Raw genomic sequence first — 15230 nt, 5'->3', positions numbered from 1 at the left:
CACAATTTTGAAAGAAAAATTTCTTAAAATACTATTAAACCCTAAATATATATTTGGGGTTTATCTTATTATATCGGTTGTTACCGCAATTTCCAAATATTTCAGGGGAGACTATGCGATTAATAATTATCTGATCTTTAAAAATGTATTTTTCAATACCATTCATCAGAAAAACCTGTTTATTCATTATCCCGACCTCTATTTTGATCTGAATCATTACGGGGTCTTTTTCAGTGCATTGATTGCACCATTTGCCATGATGCCTGACTGGCTTGGAATTTCCCTCTGGAATGTAGCAAATACCTTTATCTTCATTTATGGAATTTATAAACTCCCGTTTTCAGATTCCAAAAAAGCAATTTTTGGGTTGCTTTGTCTTCAGGAATATATTACCGCAGCTTTAAGCCTGCAGTTTAATGTAGCTTTAACAGGGCTTTTGCAGCTGTCTGCTGTCTATATCTATGAAAGAAAAGAAGTAAAATCCGTTACGGCCATATTAATAGGAGTATTTGTGAAAATTTACGGTATTGTAGGACTTACCCAATTTTTCTTTATCAAAAATAAGACGAAATTTATTCTTTCAGGAATTGGCATTGCATTGTTATTTTTTGTACTTCCGATGGCATATTCAAGCCCGGCATTTGTCATACAGTGTTATTCGGACTGGTTTCAGTCTATTATAGAAAAAAATAATGAGAACCAGGTATTGGGCAATATGCAGGATATCTCATTAATGGGCTTTTTCAGAAGGATTTTAGGAGATGCCTCTATCTCCAACCTTGTTTTTTTAGCAGCAGGGCTACCGCTTTTTGCATTACCTTATATCAGGATCAGGCAATATAAGCACTATGCCTTTCAGCTAATGATCCTGGCTTCAACCTTACTGTTTTTAGTCTTATTCAGTTCCAGCTCTGAGTCTCCTACTTATATCATTGCCGTGGTAGGCGTTTTGATATGGTTTTTTCTTCAAAAAGAAAGAACTCCTTTCATTATCGGGTTGCTTGTCTTTGTGATTATTTTTACCTGTTTCTCCACTTCAGATTTATTTCCCAAGTTTGTAAAAGAGAACTATATCATCAAGTATTCCTTAAAAGCCGTACCTTGTATCTTGGTTTGGCTGAGAGTAACTTATGAGCTTTTAACCAAGGATTTTGAGAAAAACTATAGCCTGAATTAATCATTATGAAGAAAATTTCAATTGTAATTCCTGCCTATAATGAAGAAGGAAACGTTGCTGTGATCCATCAGAAAATCAAAGAAGTTTTTGATGGGCTGCATCATTATGACTTTGAAATTATATTTGTAAATGATGGGAGCAGGGACAATACGCAGAAGAAACTGGAAGAGCTTTCAGAGCGGTTTGATGAAGTGAAATTTATTGAATTTTCAAGAAATTTCGGGCATCAGCCAGCTGTAAAAGCAGGCATGGATAATGCCCACGGGAATGCAGTCATTTCTATGGATGGAGACCTTCAGCATCCGCCGGAACTTATCCCGGAAATGATAAAAAAATGGGAGGAAGGGTATGATGTGGTTTTTACTGTACGAACCTATCCCAAGGAGATTTCCTATTTTAAAAGAAAAACATCGGATCTTTTTTATAAGCTTTTATCCAACTTGTCAGATGTTAATCTAACAAAAGGAGGCGGCTCCGATTTCAGGCTGATGGATGCCAGTGCCGTGGAAGTAATGCGCAATTTTAATGAAGATGATTTATTCCTGAGGGGGCTGACAAGCTGGATGGGATTCAGGCAGACCGGGATTAATTTTACGGCAGCCGAAAGGATGTCCGGACAAAGCAGCTATAATCTTAAAAAAATGTTCACTTTTGCCTTTACCGGAATTACAGCTTTTAGTGTAAAACCCCTTTATATTGCGGCTTACCTTGGTTTTTTATTTTCAGCAATTTCTATTATCGGATACGGGATATATGTCATCCATTCATTTATTGCCAAAACAGAAATCTCAGGTTGGGCCTCACTTATTATGACGATTGTATTCTTTGGAGGATTACAATTGATTATTATGGGGATAATGGGAATCTATTTAGGAAAAATATTTAAACAGGTGAAAGACAGACCTAATTATATTATTAAAAACAAAAATTTTTAGAATGGTTTTATTAAGTTTTGACATTGAGGAATTTGATATGCCATTTGAATACAAAGGTAAAATTCCTTTTGAAAAGCAAATTTCAATTTCGCAGACCGGATTGGAAAGGATATTGGATATCCTTAAGAAATATAAAGTGAAAGCTACTTTTTTTTCTACGGTAGTTTTCGCAGAAAACAGCAGGCCCCTTATCGAAAGGTTGCTACACGACGGGCATGAATTGGCTTCCCACACCTGGTTCCATTCAGAATTTGAAGTGAAACATCTTAAAGAATCGAGAGAGCGGCTGGAGGAACTTTTCTCCACCAAAATAACAGGACTAAGAATGCCGAGAATGATGCCTGTTGACAACAAAGACGTCGAAAAAGCAGGGTATTCCTATAATTCTTCTATCAATCCAACCTTTTTACCGGGCAGATATAACAACTTAAAAGTGTCAAGAACGTATTTCAAAGAAGGAAACGTAATGCAGGTTCCGGCTTCGGTAACACCCAATTTCAGGATTCCGTTATTCTGGCTGAGTTTTCATAATTTTCCTTTGGCAGTGTACAAAAAGCTAGCTTCCGATACGTTAGGAAAAGATAAATACCTTAATATTTATTTCCATCCGTGGGAATTTGCAGAAATTAAAGATGAGGCATTCAGGCTTCCGGGTTTTACCGTAAAAAATTCCGGAAAAGATATGGTACAAAGGTTTGATTCGTTCGTAGGATGGCTGAAAGATAAGGGACATACGTTCGGCACCTTTCAGGACTTTCAGAAACAGATACAAAGATAAATTCTCGATGGATCCCGGGATTATGCCGGGGAAAATTGATGAATTCTAATAATTTTGATAAAATTACAGATACACTATGAAAATTGCCTTTGACGCAAAACGTTTTTTTCACAATACTTCCGGGTTGGGCAATTATTCACGCGATCTTGTCAGAATACTTTCCGAATATGCACCGGAAAATGAATACCTGCTGCTCAATAAAAATAAATCTGAACGCGGAAAAGAGATTCTGAACCGCTCCAATGTACGGTTTATTGAAACCTCAAAAGGAAACTTTTCCCGCCAGTTTAAAACGGGAAAAGATGCGCAGAAACAAGGCGCTGACATTTTTCACGGACTCTCCGGGGAGCTTCCTTTAAAATGGGGGAAAGATCCTATCAAAAAGGTGGTGACCATTCATGATTTAATCTTTGTACGGTATCCACAATACTATTCTTTTTTTGACCGGAAAATACATTTCTGGAAATTTAAGAAAGCGGCTGATACCGCAGATAAAATTATTGCCATTTCAGAGCAGACCAAAAGAGATATCATTCAGTATTTAAAGGTTCCTGAAGATAAGATTGAAGTGATTTATCAGGGATGTCATCAAGCTTTTAAAGAACAACAGCCGGTAGAATTCATACAAAGTGTCAAAAACAAATTCAATCTGCCGGGACGTTTTATTCTTAATGTCGGAACCATTGAAGAGCGTAAGAATCTTCTGAATGTGGTAAAAGCTATTAAAGAGACAGAAATACCCCTGGTAGTTGTAGGCAGAAAGACAAAATATTATCAGAAAATAGAACGCTTTTTGAAAAAAAATAAAATGGAAAAACAGGTTCTATTTCTGGAAGGAGTTTCTATGGAAGAGCTGGCAGCAATCTATAAACTGGCAGATATTTTTATATATCCAAGCTTTTTTGAAGGCTTCGGAATCCCTGTGATAGAGGCTCTTTTTTCGAAAACGGTAGTGGTAACAAGCAATACAAGTTGCCTGCCGGAAGCAGGAGGTAAGGACTCTGTCTATATAGATCCTCACAATGAGCTTGATATCAGAGCCAAGCTTACATTTCTCTGGGAAAATGAATCAGAGGGAAAACGCCGTGCAGAAAAGGGTTTTGAGTTTGTTCAGAAATTTAATGATGAGTCAATTGCAAGAGAACTGATAAACCTTTATCAAAAAATTATCTGAAAAAGCTTTGCATTTTAAAAATAAATCCTACATTTGCATCATAATTCAATACAATGAAACCAACTTTTTTAGCATTACATCATTATCATCATCATCTCTGCTAGACGGAATTGATTGATAATTGCTGATGCTAAAATCAAAAATAATTAAAAACCGTCTGAGTAAATAGACGGTTTTTTTGTTTCCTGAATTCTCCTCAGAAATCTTCAACAGATCAGTTTTTATTTACTCGGACTCAAAAAAGACGAAATGAGTAAATTAAAAATTGCGATTCAAAAAAGTGGCCGGCTTTACGAAGATTCCTTACAGCTCCTCAAAGACTGTGGAATATTAGTCAACAACGGTAAAGAACAGCTTAAAGTTTCGGTAGATAACTTTCCGATGGAAATCATGTATCTCCGGAATTCAGATATCCCGCAATACCTTGAAGACGGGGTAGTGGATGTTGCCATCGTAGGAGAAAATCTGCTGATTGAAAAACAAAAAAATATTCCCATTATCCAGAAGTTGGGATTCTCCAAATGCAGGGTTTCCCTTGCTGTACCCAAGGAAGTGGAGACCGATGATCCCTCGTATTTCCAGGGGAAAAAGGTGGCCACATCCTATCCTAATACCCTTAGAAATTTTCTGGAAAAAGAAAACATCGTTTCAGACATTCACGTCATCTCCGGCTCCGTGGAAATTGCCCCGAATATTGGATTGGCGGATGGGATCTGTGATATTGTAAGTTCAGGAAGTACCTTATTCAAAAACGGATTACGGGAAACAGTCACTTTACTGAAATCTGAAGCCGTTTTAGCCCAAACTCCCCGGTTATCACCTGAAAAAGAAATCATTCTCGAAAAATTCTTATTCAGAATCAAAGCAGTTTTAAAGGCTAAAAAATCAAAATATATTCTGATGAATGTTCCCAACCATAAAATAGAAAAGGTTGCCGGAGTGCTTCCTGTTTTGAAAAGTCCTACGGTAATTCCTCTGGCTGAAGAAGGATGGAGTAGTATTCATTCTGTCATTGAAGAAGAAAGATTCTGGGAAGTAATTGATGAACTGAAGGAAAACGGTGCCCAGGATATATTAATTATCCCGATAGATAAAATGGTTATTTAAAAGATAGTACAGATGAAAATATACAGGTACCCCACACAAGATACATGGGCTGATTTAATCGAGCGGCCGGTTTTAAAGCAGGAAGAAATTTCCGGGATTATTAAAGAAATATTTCAGGAAGTCGCTAAAAATGGCGACCGGGCTTTAATAGAATTCAATAAAAGATTTGATAAAGCAGAAACCGGTAGTATTGCAGTAACCCCATCTGAAATTGAAGAAGCGGAAAACAGGATCAGTGATGATCTGAAACAGGCGATCCGGGAAGCAAAGGAAAATATTGCTCAATTTCATACTTCCCAGGAGCAGGAGATCCGGAAAATTGAAACAACAAGAGGAGTCTTCTGCTGGCGGGAGAACCGTGCCATAGAGAAAGTGGGAATTTATATTCCGGGAGGTACGGCACCTTTGTTTTCAACGGTTCTGATGCTTGCTGTTCCTGCCAATCTGGCTGGCTGTAAAGATATTATCCTTTGCACACCACCCGATAAAAACGGAAAGATTAATCCGGCAATTTTATATGCCGCAAAGATATGCGGAGTTTCCAGGGTTTTTAAAAGCGGAGGGGCACAAGCCATTGCAGCGATGAGTCTGGGAACAGAAAGTATTCCGGAAGTATATAAAATTTTCGGTCCCGGAAACCAGTTCGTAGTAGCAGCCAAAGAATATGCCCAGCGCTTTGGAGTAGCAATTGATATGCCTGCGGGTCCCAGTGAGGTACTTGTAATTGCCGATGAAAATGCCGTTCCTGAATTTTGTGCCGCTGATCTTCTTTCCCAGGCAGAGCACGGTAACGACAGTCAGGTTATTTTTATTACGACAGATCTTGAAGTCTTCAACGAAACAATAGAAGCTGTTGACCGGCAGTTAAAAGCCCTGCCCAGAAATGAAATGGCCTCCAAGGCTTTGGAAAACAGTTCCTTTATACTTACAGATACCATTGATGCTGCCATGGAATTCAGTAATCTGTATGCTCCGGAACACCTTATCCTGGCCATAGAAAATTTTGATCAGTATACCGCACAGGTCCGGAATGCAGGATCTGTTTTCCTTGGGAATTATTCCTGTGAAAGTGCAGGAGATTATGCCAGTGGAACCAATCATACCCTTCCTACCAATGGCTTTGCAAAGAATTACAGCGGTGTTTCACTAGACAGTTTTGTGAAAAAAATAACATTTCAGCATCTTTCCAGAGAAGGACTTCAAAATTTAGGAAAGACAATAGAGCTTATGGCCGAGGCGGAAGGACTGTTTGCACACAAAAATGCAGTGTCAATACGATTAAGATCTTAATTTTTAAGGGTTACACAAAGTAGAGAGAGCGGTCAGAAAGCCTTACGTCTTATAAGCTTAGTTGAATTGCCCCAATTTTACATTTCATCTTAATCTTAGAAATTAGAATAATTAATTACATTATAACCAGCTTTTAGCTGTCTTGTTTATTTGGAAATGAAAAGTGTTACAATGAAAAATAACAGTATCAATACTTTAGTTAGAGAAAATATATTAAAACTACAGCCCTACATCAGTTTCAGGGATCAGCATGAATTTAATGCACCTGTCATGCTGGATGCCAATGAGAGCCCGTTTGGAGAATTTAACCGCTATCCTGACTCTACACAGAAAAAGCTTAAAAACAAATTGGCAGGGCTTAAGGATGTTTCGCCATCACAGATTGCAATAGGAAACGGAAGCGACGAGCTGATCGACCTGATTATCAAAATTTTTTGTGAGCCTAAAAAAGACTCTATACTTATGATGAATCCATCCTTTGCGATGTACGGGTTTTATGCTGCCATCAATGAGAATAACGTATTAAAACTCAATCTTGATGAAAATTTCGAGATTGTAAAAGAAGACTTTCTAACCCTTGTGAAAGAACCGGTCAAAATTTTCTTTTTGTGCTCCCCAAATAACCCTACGGGAAACAGCATAGATGACATTGAATTTTATCTTCAGAATTTCAATGGACTTGTGGTGGTAGACGAAGCCTATATAGAATTCTCCGGAAAAAAATCATGCTTGGGACTTCTTGAAAAATATCCCAATCTGATTGTACTTCAGACTTTCTCAAAAGCATGGGGTATAGCAGGAGCCAGGGTAGGAATGGCTTATGCTTCAGAAGAAATTATCAGTCTTATTAATACGGTAAAAGCACCTTATAACGTCAATATATTAAGCCAGGAATTAATTCTGAAAACACTGGATGAAGAAACAAAGCTTCAGCAGAATGTGCAGAACATTTTAATAGAAAGAGAATGGTTGGAAGATCAGCTTCGGGATATTGAATGCATTGCGAAAATTTTTCCTACGGATGCCAACTTCTTTTTGATTAAAATGAAAAATGTAGATCAGGTATACGGAAAAATGCTGGATCATGAGATTTTGGTAAGCAGAAGGGATCCTGCTATACCAGGATGTATCAGGATTAACGTAGGAAGCCGGCAGGAAAATGAAAAGCTGGTCAATCTTTTAAAAAATATAACAGACTAAATATGAAAAAAGTATTATTTATAGATCGTGACGGTACGCTTATCATTGAGCCGCCCATAAATTTCCAGGTGGATTCACTGGAGAAGCTGGAGTTTTATCCCGGCGTTTTCAGCAACCTTTCAAAAATTGCCAATGAGCTGGATTATGAATTGGTGATGGTAACCAACCAGGACGGTCTGGGAACAGAAAGTTTTCCTTTTGAAGACTTTACCGGTCCGCATGAAAAGATGCTGAAAGCTTTTGAAAACGAAGGGATCATCTTTAACGATATTTTAATTGACAAAAGTTTCGAGCACGAGAATCTGCCGACCCGGAAACCGGGAACAGGTATGCTTGAAAAATATAAATATGGAAAGTATGATCTTGCAAATTCCTATGTAATTGGTGATCGAAATACAGATGTTCAACTAGCTGAAAATTTGGGGTCTAAATCTATTTTTCTCAATGAAAGCTTTAATGATAAAGCAGTACTCTCTACTACGGACTGGGCGGATATTTACCGGTTTTTAAAATCGGGTATGAGAAGGGCAAATGTTTACAGAAAAACCAAGGAAACAGAAATAGAAGTGGAAGTACATATCGACGGAAAAGGGAAATCAGAAATTTCTACAGGGCTCCATTTTTTTGATCATATGCTGGATCAGATCGCCAGACATGGTAATATGGATCTCAGAATTAAAGTAAACGGAGATCTTTCAGTAGACGAACACCACACGATAGAAGATACTGCTATTGTATTGGGAGAAGCAATTTTGAAAGCACTGGGACAGAAAAAAGGGATTGAAAGATATGGCTTCCTTCTTCCGATGGATGATTGCCTGGCACAGGTGGCTATAGATTTCGGAGGCAGGCCATGGCTGGTTTGGGATGTTGAATTTAAAAGAGAAAAAATAGGAGATGTTCCTACAGAAATGTTTTACCACTTCTTTAAATCTTTTACAGATGCTTCAAAATCCAATCTGAACATCAAAGCGGAAGGAAATAACGAGCACCATAAGATAGAAGCTGTTTTTAAAGCTTTTGCAAAAGCGATTAAAATGGCGGTCAATCAATCTGATGCCAATTACAGTTTACCATCAACCAAAGGAAGTTTATAAAGATGATTGCTATAATAAAATATAACGGAGGAAATGTCAATTCCGTTCAAAACGCTCTGAATCGGTTAAATATTGATTCGGTAATTACGGATGATCCTGAGCAGATCATAAAAGCGGATAAAGTGATTTTTCCGGGAGTTGGAGAAGCCTCATCTACCATGAAGCGGTTAAAGGAAAAGGGATTGGATGTACTGATACCCGATTTGAAACAGCCGGTCCTGGGAATATGCCTGGGAATGCAGCTGATGTGTAAAGACAATGAAGAAGGAGATACCGAAGGAATGGGGATCTTTGATATTAAGGTCAGAAAATTTCCTTCCCATGGCCTGATTCCTCATATGGGATGGAATGCCATTTCGGCTCAGGATGGGGCATTGTTTAGAAAGGTTGAAGCCGGAAGCGATATGTATTTTGTTCACAGCTATTATTGTGAACTATCCGGTTTTACAACCTCGGTGTGTGATTATATCCTGCCATTTAGTGCTTCTTTGCAAAAGGACAATTTTTATGCGGTGCAATTTCACCCTGAAAAATCAGGAGAAATTGGCAGTCAGATTTTAAACAATTTTATAAGATTATAATGAAAATAATTCCGGCCATTGATATTATCGACGGGAAATGTGTACGCCTGTCAAAAGGAGATTATACCACCAAAAAAATTTATAATGAAAACCCTGTAGAAGTAGCGAAAGAGTTTGAAAACTCCGGTATTCAGTTTCTTCACCTGGTAGATCTGGACGGGGCGAAATCCAGGCATATTGTTAATCAGAAAGTACTGGAAGACATTGCCCGTTCAACATCCCTTCATATTGACTTTGGTGGAGGATTAAAAACGGAGAAAGACATACAAACCGCCTTTGATTCCGGTGCCCAACAAATTACACTGGGAAGTATTGCTGTACAGGATCCCGGGTTTGGTTTCAGGATGATTGAGCAATATGGTCCGGAGAAAATTATTCTTGGGGCGGATTGTGAGAACAGAAAAATTAAAACCTCCGGATGGCTGGAAGAAAGTGATCAGGATATTATTGATTTTATCCTTGGATATCAGGAAAAGGGAATCCGGAATGTGATTTGTACCGATATTGCAAAGGACGGCATGCTGGAAGGTCCTGCAGCAGGTTTATATAGCGAGATCTTATCCAGAACTTCGGTCCGGTTAACTGCAAGCGGTGGAATTGCCAATATTAAAGATGTCTATAAAATGAAAGATCTCGGATGCTCCGGAACAATCATTGGAAAAGCCATTTATGAAGGTAAAATAAGCTTGCAACAACTTCAAAATTGTATTGAAAATGCTTAAAAAAAGAATTATTCCGTGTCTGGATATTAAAGATGGAACTACTGTAAAAGGAGTTAATTTTGAAGACTTAAAAAATGCAGGAGATCCTGTGGAGCTTGCCAAAAAATATGAACGTGAAGGTGCTGACGAGCTGGTTTTTCTTGATATCACGGCCACGATTGAAAACAGGAAAACATTTGCAGAACTGGTAAAAGAAATTGCAAAGGAATTAAGCATTCCATTTACTGTTGGAGGAGGAATTTCTACTGTTGAAGATGTTAGGAAACTATTGGAGGCAGGGGCAGACAAAATAAGCATTAATTCTTCGGCAGTAAAAAATCCGCAGCTCGTTTCTGAGCTTGCTAAAGAATTTGGCAGCCAATGTATTGTTGTGGCCATTGATACAAAAAGAATAGGAGCATATGATTTTGTTCATATCAAAGGAGGAAAAGAAACCACCGCACTTACTACCATAGACTGGGCCAGGAAAGCAGAAAAGTTAGGAGCAGGAGAAATTCTTTTGACCTCTATGGATGGTGATGGTACTAAAAATGGTTTTGATCTTCGCATTACAAAACTGGTTTCGGAAAACATTGGTATTCCTGTTATTGCTTCAGGAGGTGCGGGTAAAATTGAAGACTTTGTTAAAGTGTTCAGTGAAACGCAGGCAACAGGAGCATTAGCTGCTAGTGTATTTCATTTCAATGAAATGACTATCCAAGGATTAAAACAACAACTTAAATTAAAAAAAATCCAGGTACGATGAAAGTTAATTTTAATAAAGACAACGGGCTTGTTCCTGTTGTGATCCAGGATAACAGGACATTACAGGTTCTTATGCTGGGATATATGAATGAAGAAGCTTTTGAAAAAACGGAAAAGGAGAGAATTGTTACCTTCTTCAGCCGTTCCAAAAACAGGCTCTGGACAAAAGGAGAGGAGTCCGGTAATTTTTTAACAGTAAAAAGTATAGATATAGATTGTGATAGGGATACAATTTTGATAAAAGTGATTCCTGAAAATGTAGTCTGCCATACAGGAAGCTTTAGTTGTTTCGGGGAAAAAGAAGCCAAAGGATTTTTATATGAACTGGAAAATACAGTTTCCCAACGGATTGATCAAAAATCAGAGGGATCTTACACGTATTCTTTATACCAAAGAGGGATCAATAAAGTTGCACAGAAAGTAGGCGAGGAAGCTGTAGAACTGGTAATTGAAGCTAAAGACAATAACGCTGAACTTTTTAAAAATGAAGCTGCCGATCTTTTATATCATTTTCTGATTTTATTGAAAACAAAAGGTTTTTCTTTAGAAGATATAGAGAGGACTCTTGAAAGCAGGAATCAATAGCGGCTGTGAGGTCTTCAATAGATTTACTTGAATTCCATATATGATGATTATCAGTTAAGATAAATATATTGATGTTAATTGGTAAATAATGTTAATTATTTTCGTTTAATACGGTTTATGGTGTTATTTTAAACATGATTTTGAAATAATGTATTTAAAAGGGATGAACTTTGATGATGATTAAAAAAACTACCTTTGTTTTTAATTATTCTAAATAACACTACGGTATGAGAAAATCTATTTTTTTGATCGGCAGCCTTATGGTATTTTCCCATGTGACAGCCCAGAAAAAAGATTCGGTAAATCAAAACAGATTGGAGGAAGTAATTGTTACGGCATCCAGGACGCCTGAAATTGTCAAAAAAACAGCTTCTACAGTAAATATCATCAATAAGAAAGAAATTGCTGAGCAATCATTAATTTCTCCGGATCTCAGCACTATTCTGGCATATACAGTACCAGGACTGGCATTCGGAAATAATCTTGTCAGCAACAGGGGACAAACTTTGAGAGGAAGAAATGTTCTTATCATGATTGACGGAATCCCCCAATCCAGTCCTTTACGGAATAATGACAGGGAAATCAGAAGTATTGATCCCTCAGTGCTGGAACAGGTTGAAGTCGTAAAAGGAGCTACCTCGATCTATGGTAATGGAGCAGAAGGGGGAATTATTAATTATATCACGCAGAAAAGTATTTCAGACAAACCTCTTTCAGGTAAAACGGTATTGGGTTTTACCAGTCATGAGCTGTTTAATAACAAAATGTTTAAAGCAGATGGAGGGGCAGGATACAGGATTTCGCAAAGCTTCTATGGAAATGCAGGAAAATGGGATTATCTTGTCAACGGAACTTTTACTCAGAACGGGGTGAAAATAGATGGTGAAGGATTGGTTCAGAATCCAAGATATGGATTAGGAGAAACAGCCGTGAATAACGCCTTTGCTAAAATAGGATATAATATTAATGCCGGCAGCAGGCTGGAGGTGATGTACAACTACTATTCAAGTTTGCAGGATTCCAGGTATATACTGGATCCCGGTAAATACGGAGAGCGGCCTTCTACCGGGAAATTAGGAGAAAGGGAAGGAGTGAAAGAAGGAACAAGATACAATCACAACGGGTATTTTAAATACAGTAATAAAAATATTTTTCATCATACCAGCCTTACCACCATTCTTTATTTCCAGGACTTTTATACCATTTATGATTACCGCAATCCGCCACGATGGAAAACCGGCGGGCAGTCAGCTATTTTAGAAAAAAAATATGGATTCAGAGCAGATTTTAATACGGAATTTGGCCGGGATAACGGATTAAAGGGTTCATTAACTTATGGTCTGGATCTTTTGAATGAAAAAACGAGCCAACCCCTGGTAGATGGACGGATCTGGGTTCCTGAGATGAATATGATTGCTGCAGCACCTTTTGTACAGGGGAAATTATTTCTTACCACTGATCTTACCTTAAAAGCCGGACTTCGATGGGACAAGATGTCTGTGAAGGTGCCGGATTATACTACTTTACCATCCAATAAAGACATACCGTTCAATGTGCAGGGAGGAAGGCTGAATTATTCCAATTTATCTTACAATGTAGGAGTAAGCTATGTGGCATTTGATTTCTTTCAGCCCTTCACTTCTTATTCAAGAGGATTTAATATCTATGATTTAGGACGTGTGCTCAGGGATGCTAAAAGTAATGTTCTTAATGAGATCAATACAGATCCGGTAGTGATTGACAATTACGAAATAGGGTTCAACAGTAAAATCGGAACACATGTTGATTTCTCGGCAAGCTATTTTTATAACTATTCCAAACTGGGAGCAGACCTGGTTTCTGTGAATGGTTTCTGGACTCCTCTCCGGGCTCCGCAATACATTAGCGGAGTAGAGCTGGCGGTTACTGCTTATCCGGTACGAGGATTAACAGTAGGAACCCATTATACGTATCAGGAAGGAAAAGTAGACGTAAAGAATGACAATAGCTACGGTAAATACCTGAGCGGCTTACGAATAGCCCCTGCAAGATTGAATTCTTACATTAAATGGAATGATAAAAGCCAAAACCTGCAATTGGGAATCTATCATATGTATTCGTTTAAAAGAGAAAAATTTGAACCGGCTGCTTCAGGAAAGTATGATGAAGGAGAAGGTCCTGTAAAGGATTTTAATCTGTTCAATTTCCAGGGAAGCTATAGATTCAATAAGTTAATTACTATTGGGCTGGGAATAGAAAATGTGCTCAACACTTCTTATTTTACACCTACCTCGATGTATACAGCACGTGACGCCGAATACGTAAGAGGAAATGGAAGATATTATACCGTTTCCCTTAACTTTAATTATTAAAAGATATTGGGTGTTTCTACTTGATTTGCAACTGGATAAAGAAAGTGTATCACCGTTAGACGATGCGGGTCAAAAATCGTTTAAACGAAAATAAGTTACAGGAAATTTCATAAAAAAAGGCCGTTTTCACGAGTCGTGATACGGCCTCTTCATTAAGACAAGGTCTTATTTCTCTATCAGAATATTTTTTGAGATAGTCTGTTCACCTACTGTTAAAACTCCGATATAAACCCCGTTTTCCAGGTTAGAAACATTAATCCTGGTTTCATTGTTTGCTTTAAGAACGGTTCTTCCCATCAGGTTTTTCATTTCAAAACTGAAATTACTTTCTTTGGAGCCGGGGAATTCTATATTTAAAACACTGCTTGCCGGATTGGGATAGATTTTTGTTGTTTCCAATGAATTTTTCGATGTCTCCCTGTTTAAGAGTAAAGTTGTGGAAGCTGTTGCAAAATGCTGCAAAGCCCCTACTGTTGCTTTTCCTATATTATAAACATACACCGGATCCATATTGGCAAAAGTATCCCTGGATGAATGCGGATAAGTACTCCTTATTCTTTCAAAGAAACCGGTGATTACTTCCCCTTTTTGCTCAAAAGGAATATAATCTGAAGCTTCAGCCGGGTCTACTTCAGTCTGAAGGGGGGAATAGAGAGCCGTACAATTTCTAAGCTGTTGTGTCACCGCTGCAGAAGCGGCATTATTAGACGAAACACCTCCCTGATCTTCGTCACAATATACTGTATTATTGTTGTTTCCTCTTACTCCTCCTACCTGGTCAAGATTGAAAACCAATTTGATGTCCAGTTTACGGACCCCTCCCTGGTATACTATATTATTCACATAATGGCTGCTTCCTCTTAACCCTTGTTCTTCCCCGGAAAAGTGAATGAATTTTATAGAATATTCTGTAGGAACATCTTTTAAAATTCTTGCCGCTTCCAAAATGATAGAAGTTCCGCTACCGTTGTCATTGACTCCCGGGCCATAAATGGTATCGAAATGCCCGCAGATAATAACATACTTGTTAGGATAGAGCGTACCGGTTTTGGTAATAATCAGGTTTTTTGAACTTGTACTTCCGAAGGTAAAAGGACTTTCTACAATCTGGCTGGCAGTATATCCATAAGACAGATACTTGTTTTTAATCCAGTTTAAAGTGTTGGCATTTGCCTGTGAACCCGTGGTTTTTATGCCCAAATTGGCAAATTCCTGCAGATTGGCCGTAATATTTGCCTGGGTAACCATATCAGCCCTGTTTTTATAGGCCTGGATAAAAGTTTGGGCCGCCATACTCTGAACGAGTAGCGAAGTACATAATAATGTAGCAATTCTTTTCATAATATTTATTTGTTTTGGTATTGCTAATGTAATAATTAAATCCCAATACAGTGGTTAATTTTTTAGAAAATATGTTAAAATATTAATTATTTAGTTGTTAATGGGTGTTTTGGACTTGTTATGCATACTTTGACGCATCATAAAAAAA

Annotated in this window: 14 protein-coding genes; 13 read left to right on the top strand and 1 reads right to left on the bottom strand. The window is 37.9% G+C overall.

The annotated features are described in order from the left end of the window. Nucleotides 1-7 precede the first annotated feature (7 nt). The 13 genes from OK18_RS17760 to OK18_RS17700 all read left to right on the top strand — a co-directional run bounded on the left by OK18_RS17760 (nt 8) and on the right by OK18_RS17700 (nt 13741). Complete coding sequence (locus tag OK18_RS17760) at nt 8-1177, top strand: glycosyltransferase family 87 protein (RefSeq protein WP_053328881.1); 1170 nt, start codon at nt 8-10, stop codon at nt 1175-1177. Nucleotides 1178-1182: 5 nt separating this feature from the next. After that, a complete protein-coding gene (locus tag OK18_RS17755) occupies nt 1183-2112 on the top strand; it encodes a glycosyltransferase family 2 protein (RefSeq protein WP_053328880.1) in 930 nt (309 codons plus the stop codon). 1 nt (nt 2113) lies between these two features. Next, complete coding sequence (locus OK18_RS17750; RefSeq protein WP_053328879.1) at nt 2114-2890, top strand: polysaccharide deacetylase family protein; 777 nt, start codon at nt 2114-2116, stop codon at nt 2888-2890. Between the two features lie 76 nt (nt 2891-2966). After that, the gene (locus OK18_RS17745; RefSeq protein WP_053328878.1) at nt 2967-4064 is read left to right on the top strand and encodes a glycosyltransferase family 4 protein; all 1098 of its coding nucleotides are present in this window, start codon (nt 2967-2969) and stop codon (nt 4062-4064) included. A 249-nt stretch (nt 4065-4313) separates the two neighbouring features. Next, the gene (gene hisG / locus OK18_RS17740; RefSeq protein ID WP_050021402.1) at nt 4314-5171 is read left to right on the top strand and encodes an ATP phosphoribosyltransferase; all 858 of its coding nucleotides are present in this window, start codon (nt 4314-4316) and stop codon (nt 5169-5171) included. A gap of 12 nt (nt 5172-5183) precedes the next feature. After that, complete coding sequence (hisD, locus tag OK18_RS17735; protein ID WP_053328877.1) at nt 5184-6461, top strand: histidinol dehydrogenase; 1278 nt, start codon at nt 5184-5186, stop codon at nt 6459-6461. 171 nt (nt 6462-6632) lie between these two features. Beyond that, nucleotides 6633-7661, top strand: a complete 1029-nt coding sequence (gene hisC / locus OK18_RS17730; RefSeq protein ID WP_053329421.1) for a histidinol-phosphate transaminase — start codon at nt 6633-6635, stop codon at nt 7659-7661. A 2-nt stretch (nt 7662-7663) separates the two neighbouring features. Continuing rightward, nucleotides 7664-8758 carry a bifunctional histidinol-phosphatase/imidazoleglycerol-phosphate dehydratase HisB gene (gene hisB, locus OK18_RS17725; protein WP_053328876.1) on the top strand — a complete coding sequence of 365 codons (1095 nt, stop codon included), beginning with the start codon at nt 7664-7666 and terminating at the stop codon, nt 8756-8758. A gap of 2 nt (nt 8759-8760) precedes the next feature. Continuing rightward, nucleotides 8761-9339, top strand: coding sequence for an imidazole glycerol phosphate synthase subunit HisH (hisH, locus tag OK18_RS17720; RefSeq protein ID WP_053328875.1), 579 nt, complete (start codon nt 8761-8763; stop codon nt 9337-9339). Beyond that, nucleotides 9339-10061, top strand: coding sequence for a 1-(5-phosphoribosyl)-5-[(5-phosphoribosylamino)methylideneamino]imidazole-4-carboxamide isomerase (hisA, locus tag OK18_RS17715; protein WP_050020972.1), 723 nt, complete (start codon nt 9339-9341; stop codon nt 10059-10061). The genes hisH and hisA overlap by 1 nt, the downstream gene beginning before the upstream one ends. Continuing rightward, nucleotides 10054-10806: an imidazole glycerol phosphate synthase subunit HisF gene (gene hisF / locus OK18_RS17710; protein WP_053328874.1), complete on the top strand. Its 753-nt coding sequence runs from the start codon at nt 10054-10056 to the stop codon at nt 10804-10806. Before hisA ends, hisF begins: the two co-directional genes overlap by 8 nt. Next, nucleotides 10803-11390, top strand: coding sequence for a bifunctional phosphoribosyl-AMP cyclohydrolase/phosphoribosyl-ATP diphosphatase HisIE (hisIE, locus tag OK18_RS17705; RefSeq protein ID WP_053328873.1), 588 nt, complete (start codon nt 10803-10805; stop codon nt 11388-11390). The genes hisF and hisIE overlap by 4 nt, the downstream gene beginning before the upstream one ends. Nucleotides 11391-11617: 227 nt before the next feature. After that, nucleotides 11618-13741 carry a TonB-dependent receptor gene (locus tag OK18_RS17700; protein ID WP_053328872.1) on the top strand — a complete coding sequence of 708 codons (2124 nt, stop codon included), beginning with the start codon at nt 11618-11620 and terminating at the stop codon, nt 13739-13741. Nucleotides 13742-13906: 165 nt separating this feature from the next. Here OK18_RS17700 and OK18_RS17695 read toward each other — a convergent pair whose 3' ends face one another. Next, complete coding sequence (locus OK18_RS17695) at nt 13907-15082, bottom strand: M20/M25/M40 family metallo-hydrolase (RefSeq protein ID WP_053328871.1); 1176 nt, start codon at nt 15080-15082, stop codon at nt 13907-13909. Between the last annotated feature and the right edge of the window lie 148 nt (nt 15083-15230).

Source organism: Chryseobacterium gallinarum (assembly GCF_001021975.1).
Lineage (GTDB): Bacteria > Bacteroidota > Bacteroidia > Flavobacteriales > Weeksellaceae > Chryseobacterium > Chryseobacterium gallinarum.
The sequence above is the reverse complement of the archived record's forward strand: the minus strand, read 5'-3'. Positions and strand labels throughout refer to the sequence as shown.

What these genes read in the sequence shown, in the direction of transcription:
- OK18_RS17755 (WP_053328880.1), top strand. Translation starts at nt 1,183, where the DNA reads ATGAAGAAAATTTCAATTGTAATTCCTGCCTATAATGAAGAAGGAAAC.
- OK18_RS17750 (WP_053328879.1), top strand. Translation starts at nt 2,114, where the DNA reads ATGGTTTTATTAAGTTTTGACATTGAGGAATTTGATATGCCATTTGAA.
- OK18_RS17745 (WP_053328878.1), top strand. Translation starts at nt 2,967, where the DNA reads ATGAAAATTGCCTTTGACGCAAAACGTTTTTTTCACAATACTTCCGGG.
- hisG (WP_050021402.1), top strand. Translation starts at nt 4,314, where the DNA reads ATGAGTAAATTAAAAATTGCGATTCAAAAAAGTGGCCGGCTTTACGAA.
- hisD (WP_053328877.1), top strand. Translation starts at nt 5,184, where the DNA reads ATGAAAATATACAGGTACCCCACACAAGATACATGGGCTGATTTAATC.
- hisC (WP_053329421.1), top strand. Translation starts at nt 6,633, where the DNA reads ATGAAAAATAACAGTATCAATACTTTAGTTAGAGAAAATATATTAAAA.
- hisB (WP_053328876.1), top strand. Translation starts at nt 7,664, where the DNA reads ATGAAAAAAGTATTATTTATAGATCGTGACGGTACGCTTATCATTGAG.
- hisH (WP_053328875.1), top strand. Translation starts at nt 8,761, where the DNA reads ATGATTGCTATAATAAAATATAACGGAGGAAATGTCAATTCCGTTCAA.
- hisA (WP_050020972.1), top strand. Translation starts at nt 9,339, where the DNA reads ATGAAAATAATTCCGGCCATTGATATTATCGACGGGAAATGTGTACGC.
- hisF (WP_053328874.1), top strand. Translation starts at nt 10,054, where the DNA reads ATGCTTAAAAAAAGAATTATTCCGTGTCTGGATATTAAAGATGGAACT.
- hisIE (WP_053328873.1), top strand. Translation starts at nt 10,803, where the DNA reads ATGAAAGTTAATTTTAATAAAGACAACGGGCTTGTTCCTGTTGTGATC.
- OK18_RS17700 (WP_053328872.1), top strand. Translation starts at nt 11,618, where the DNA reads ATGAGAAAATCTATTTTTTTGATCGGCAGCCTTATGGTATTTTCCCAT.
- OK18_RS17695 (WP_053328871.1), bottom strand. Translation starts at nt 15,082, where the DNA reads ATGAAAAGAATTGCTACATTATTATGTACTTCGCTACTCGTTCAGAGT.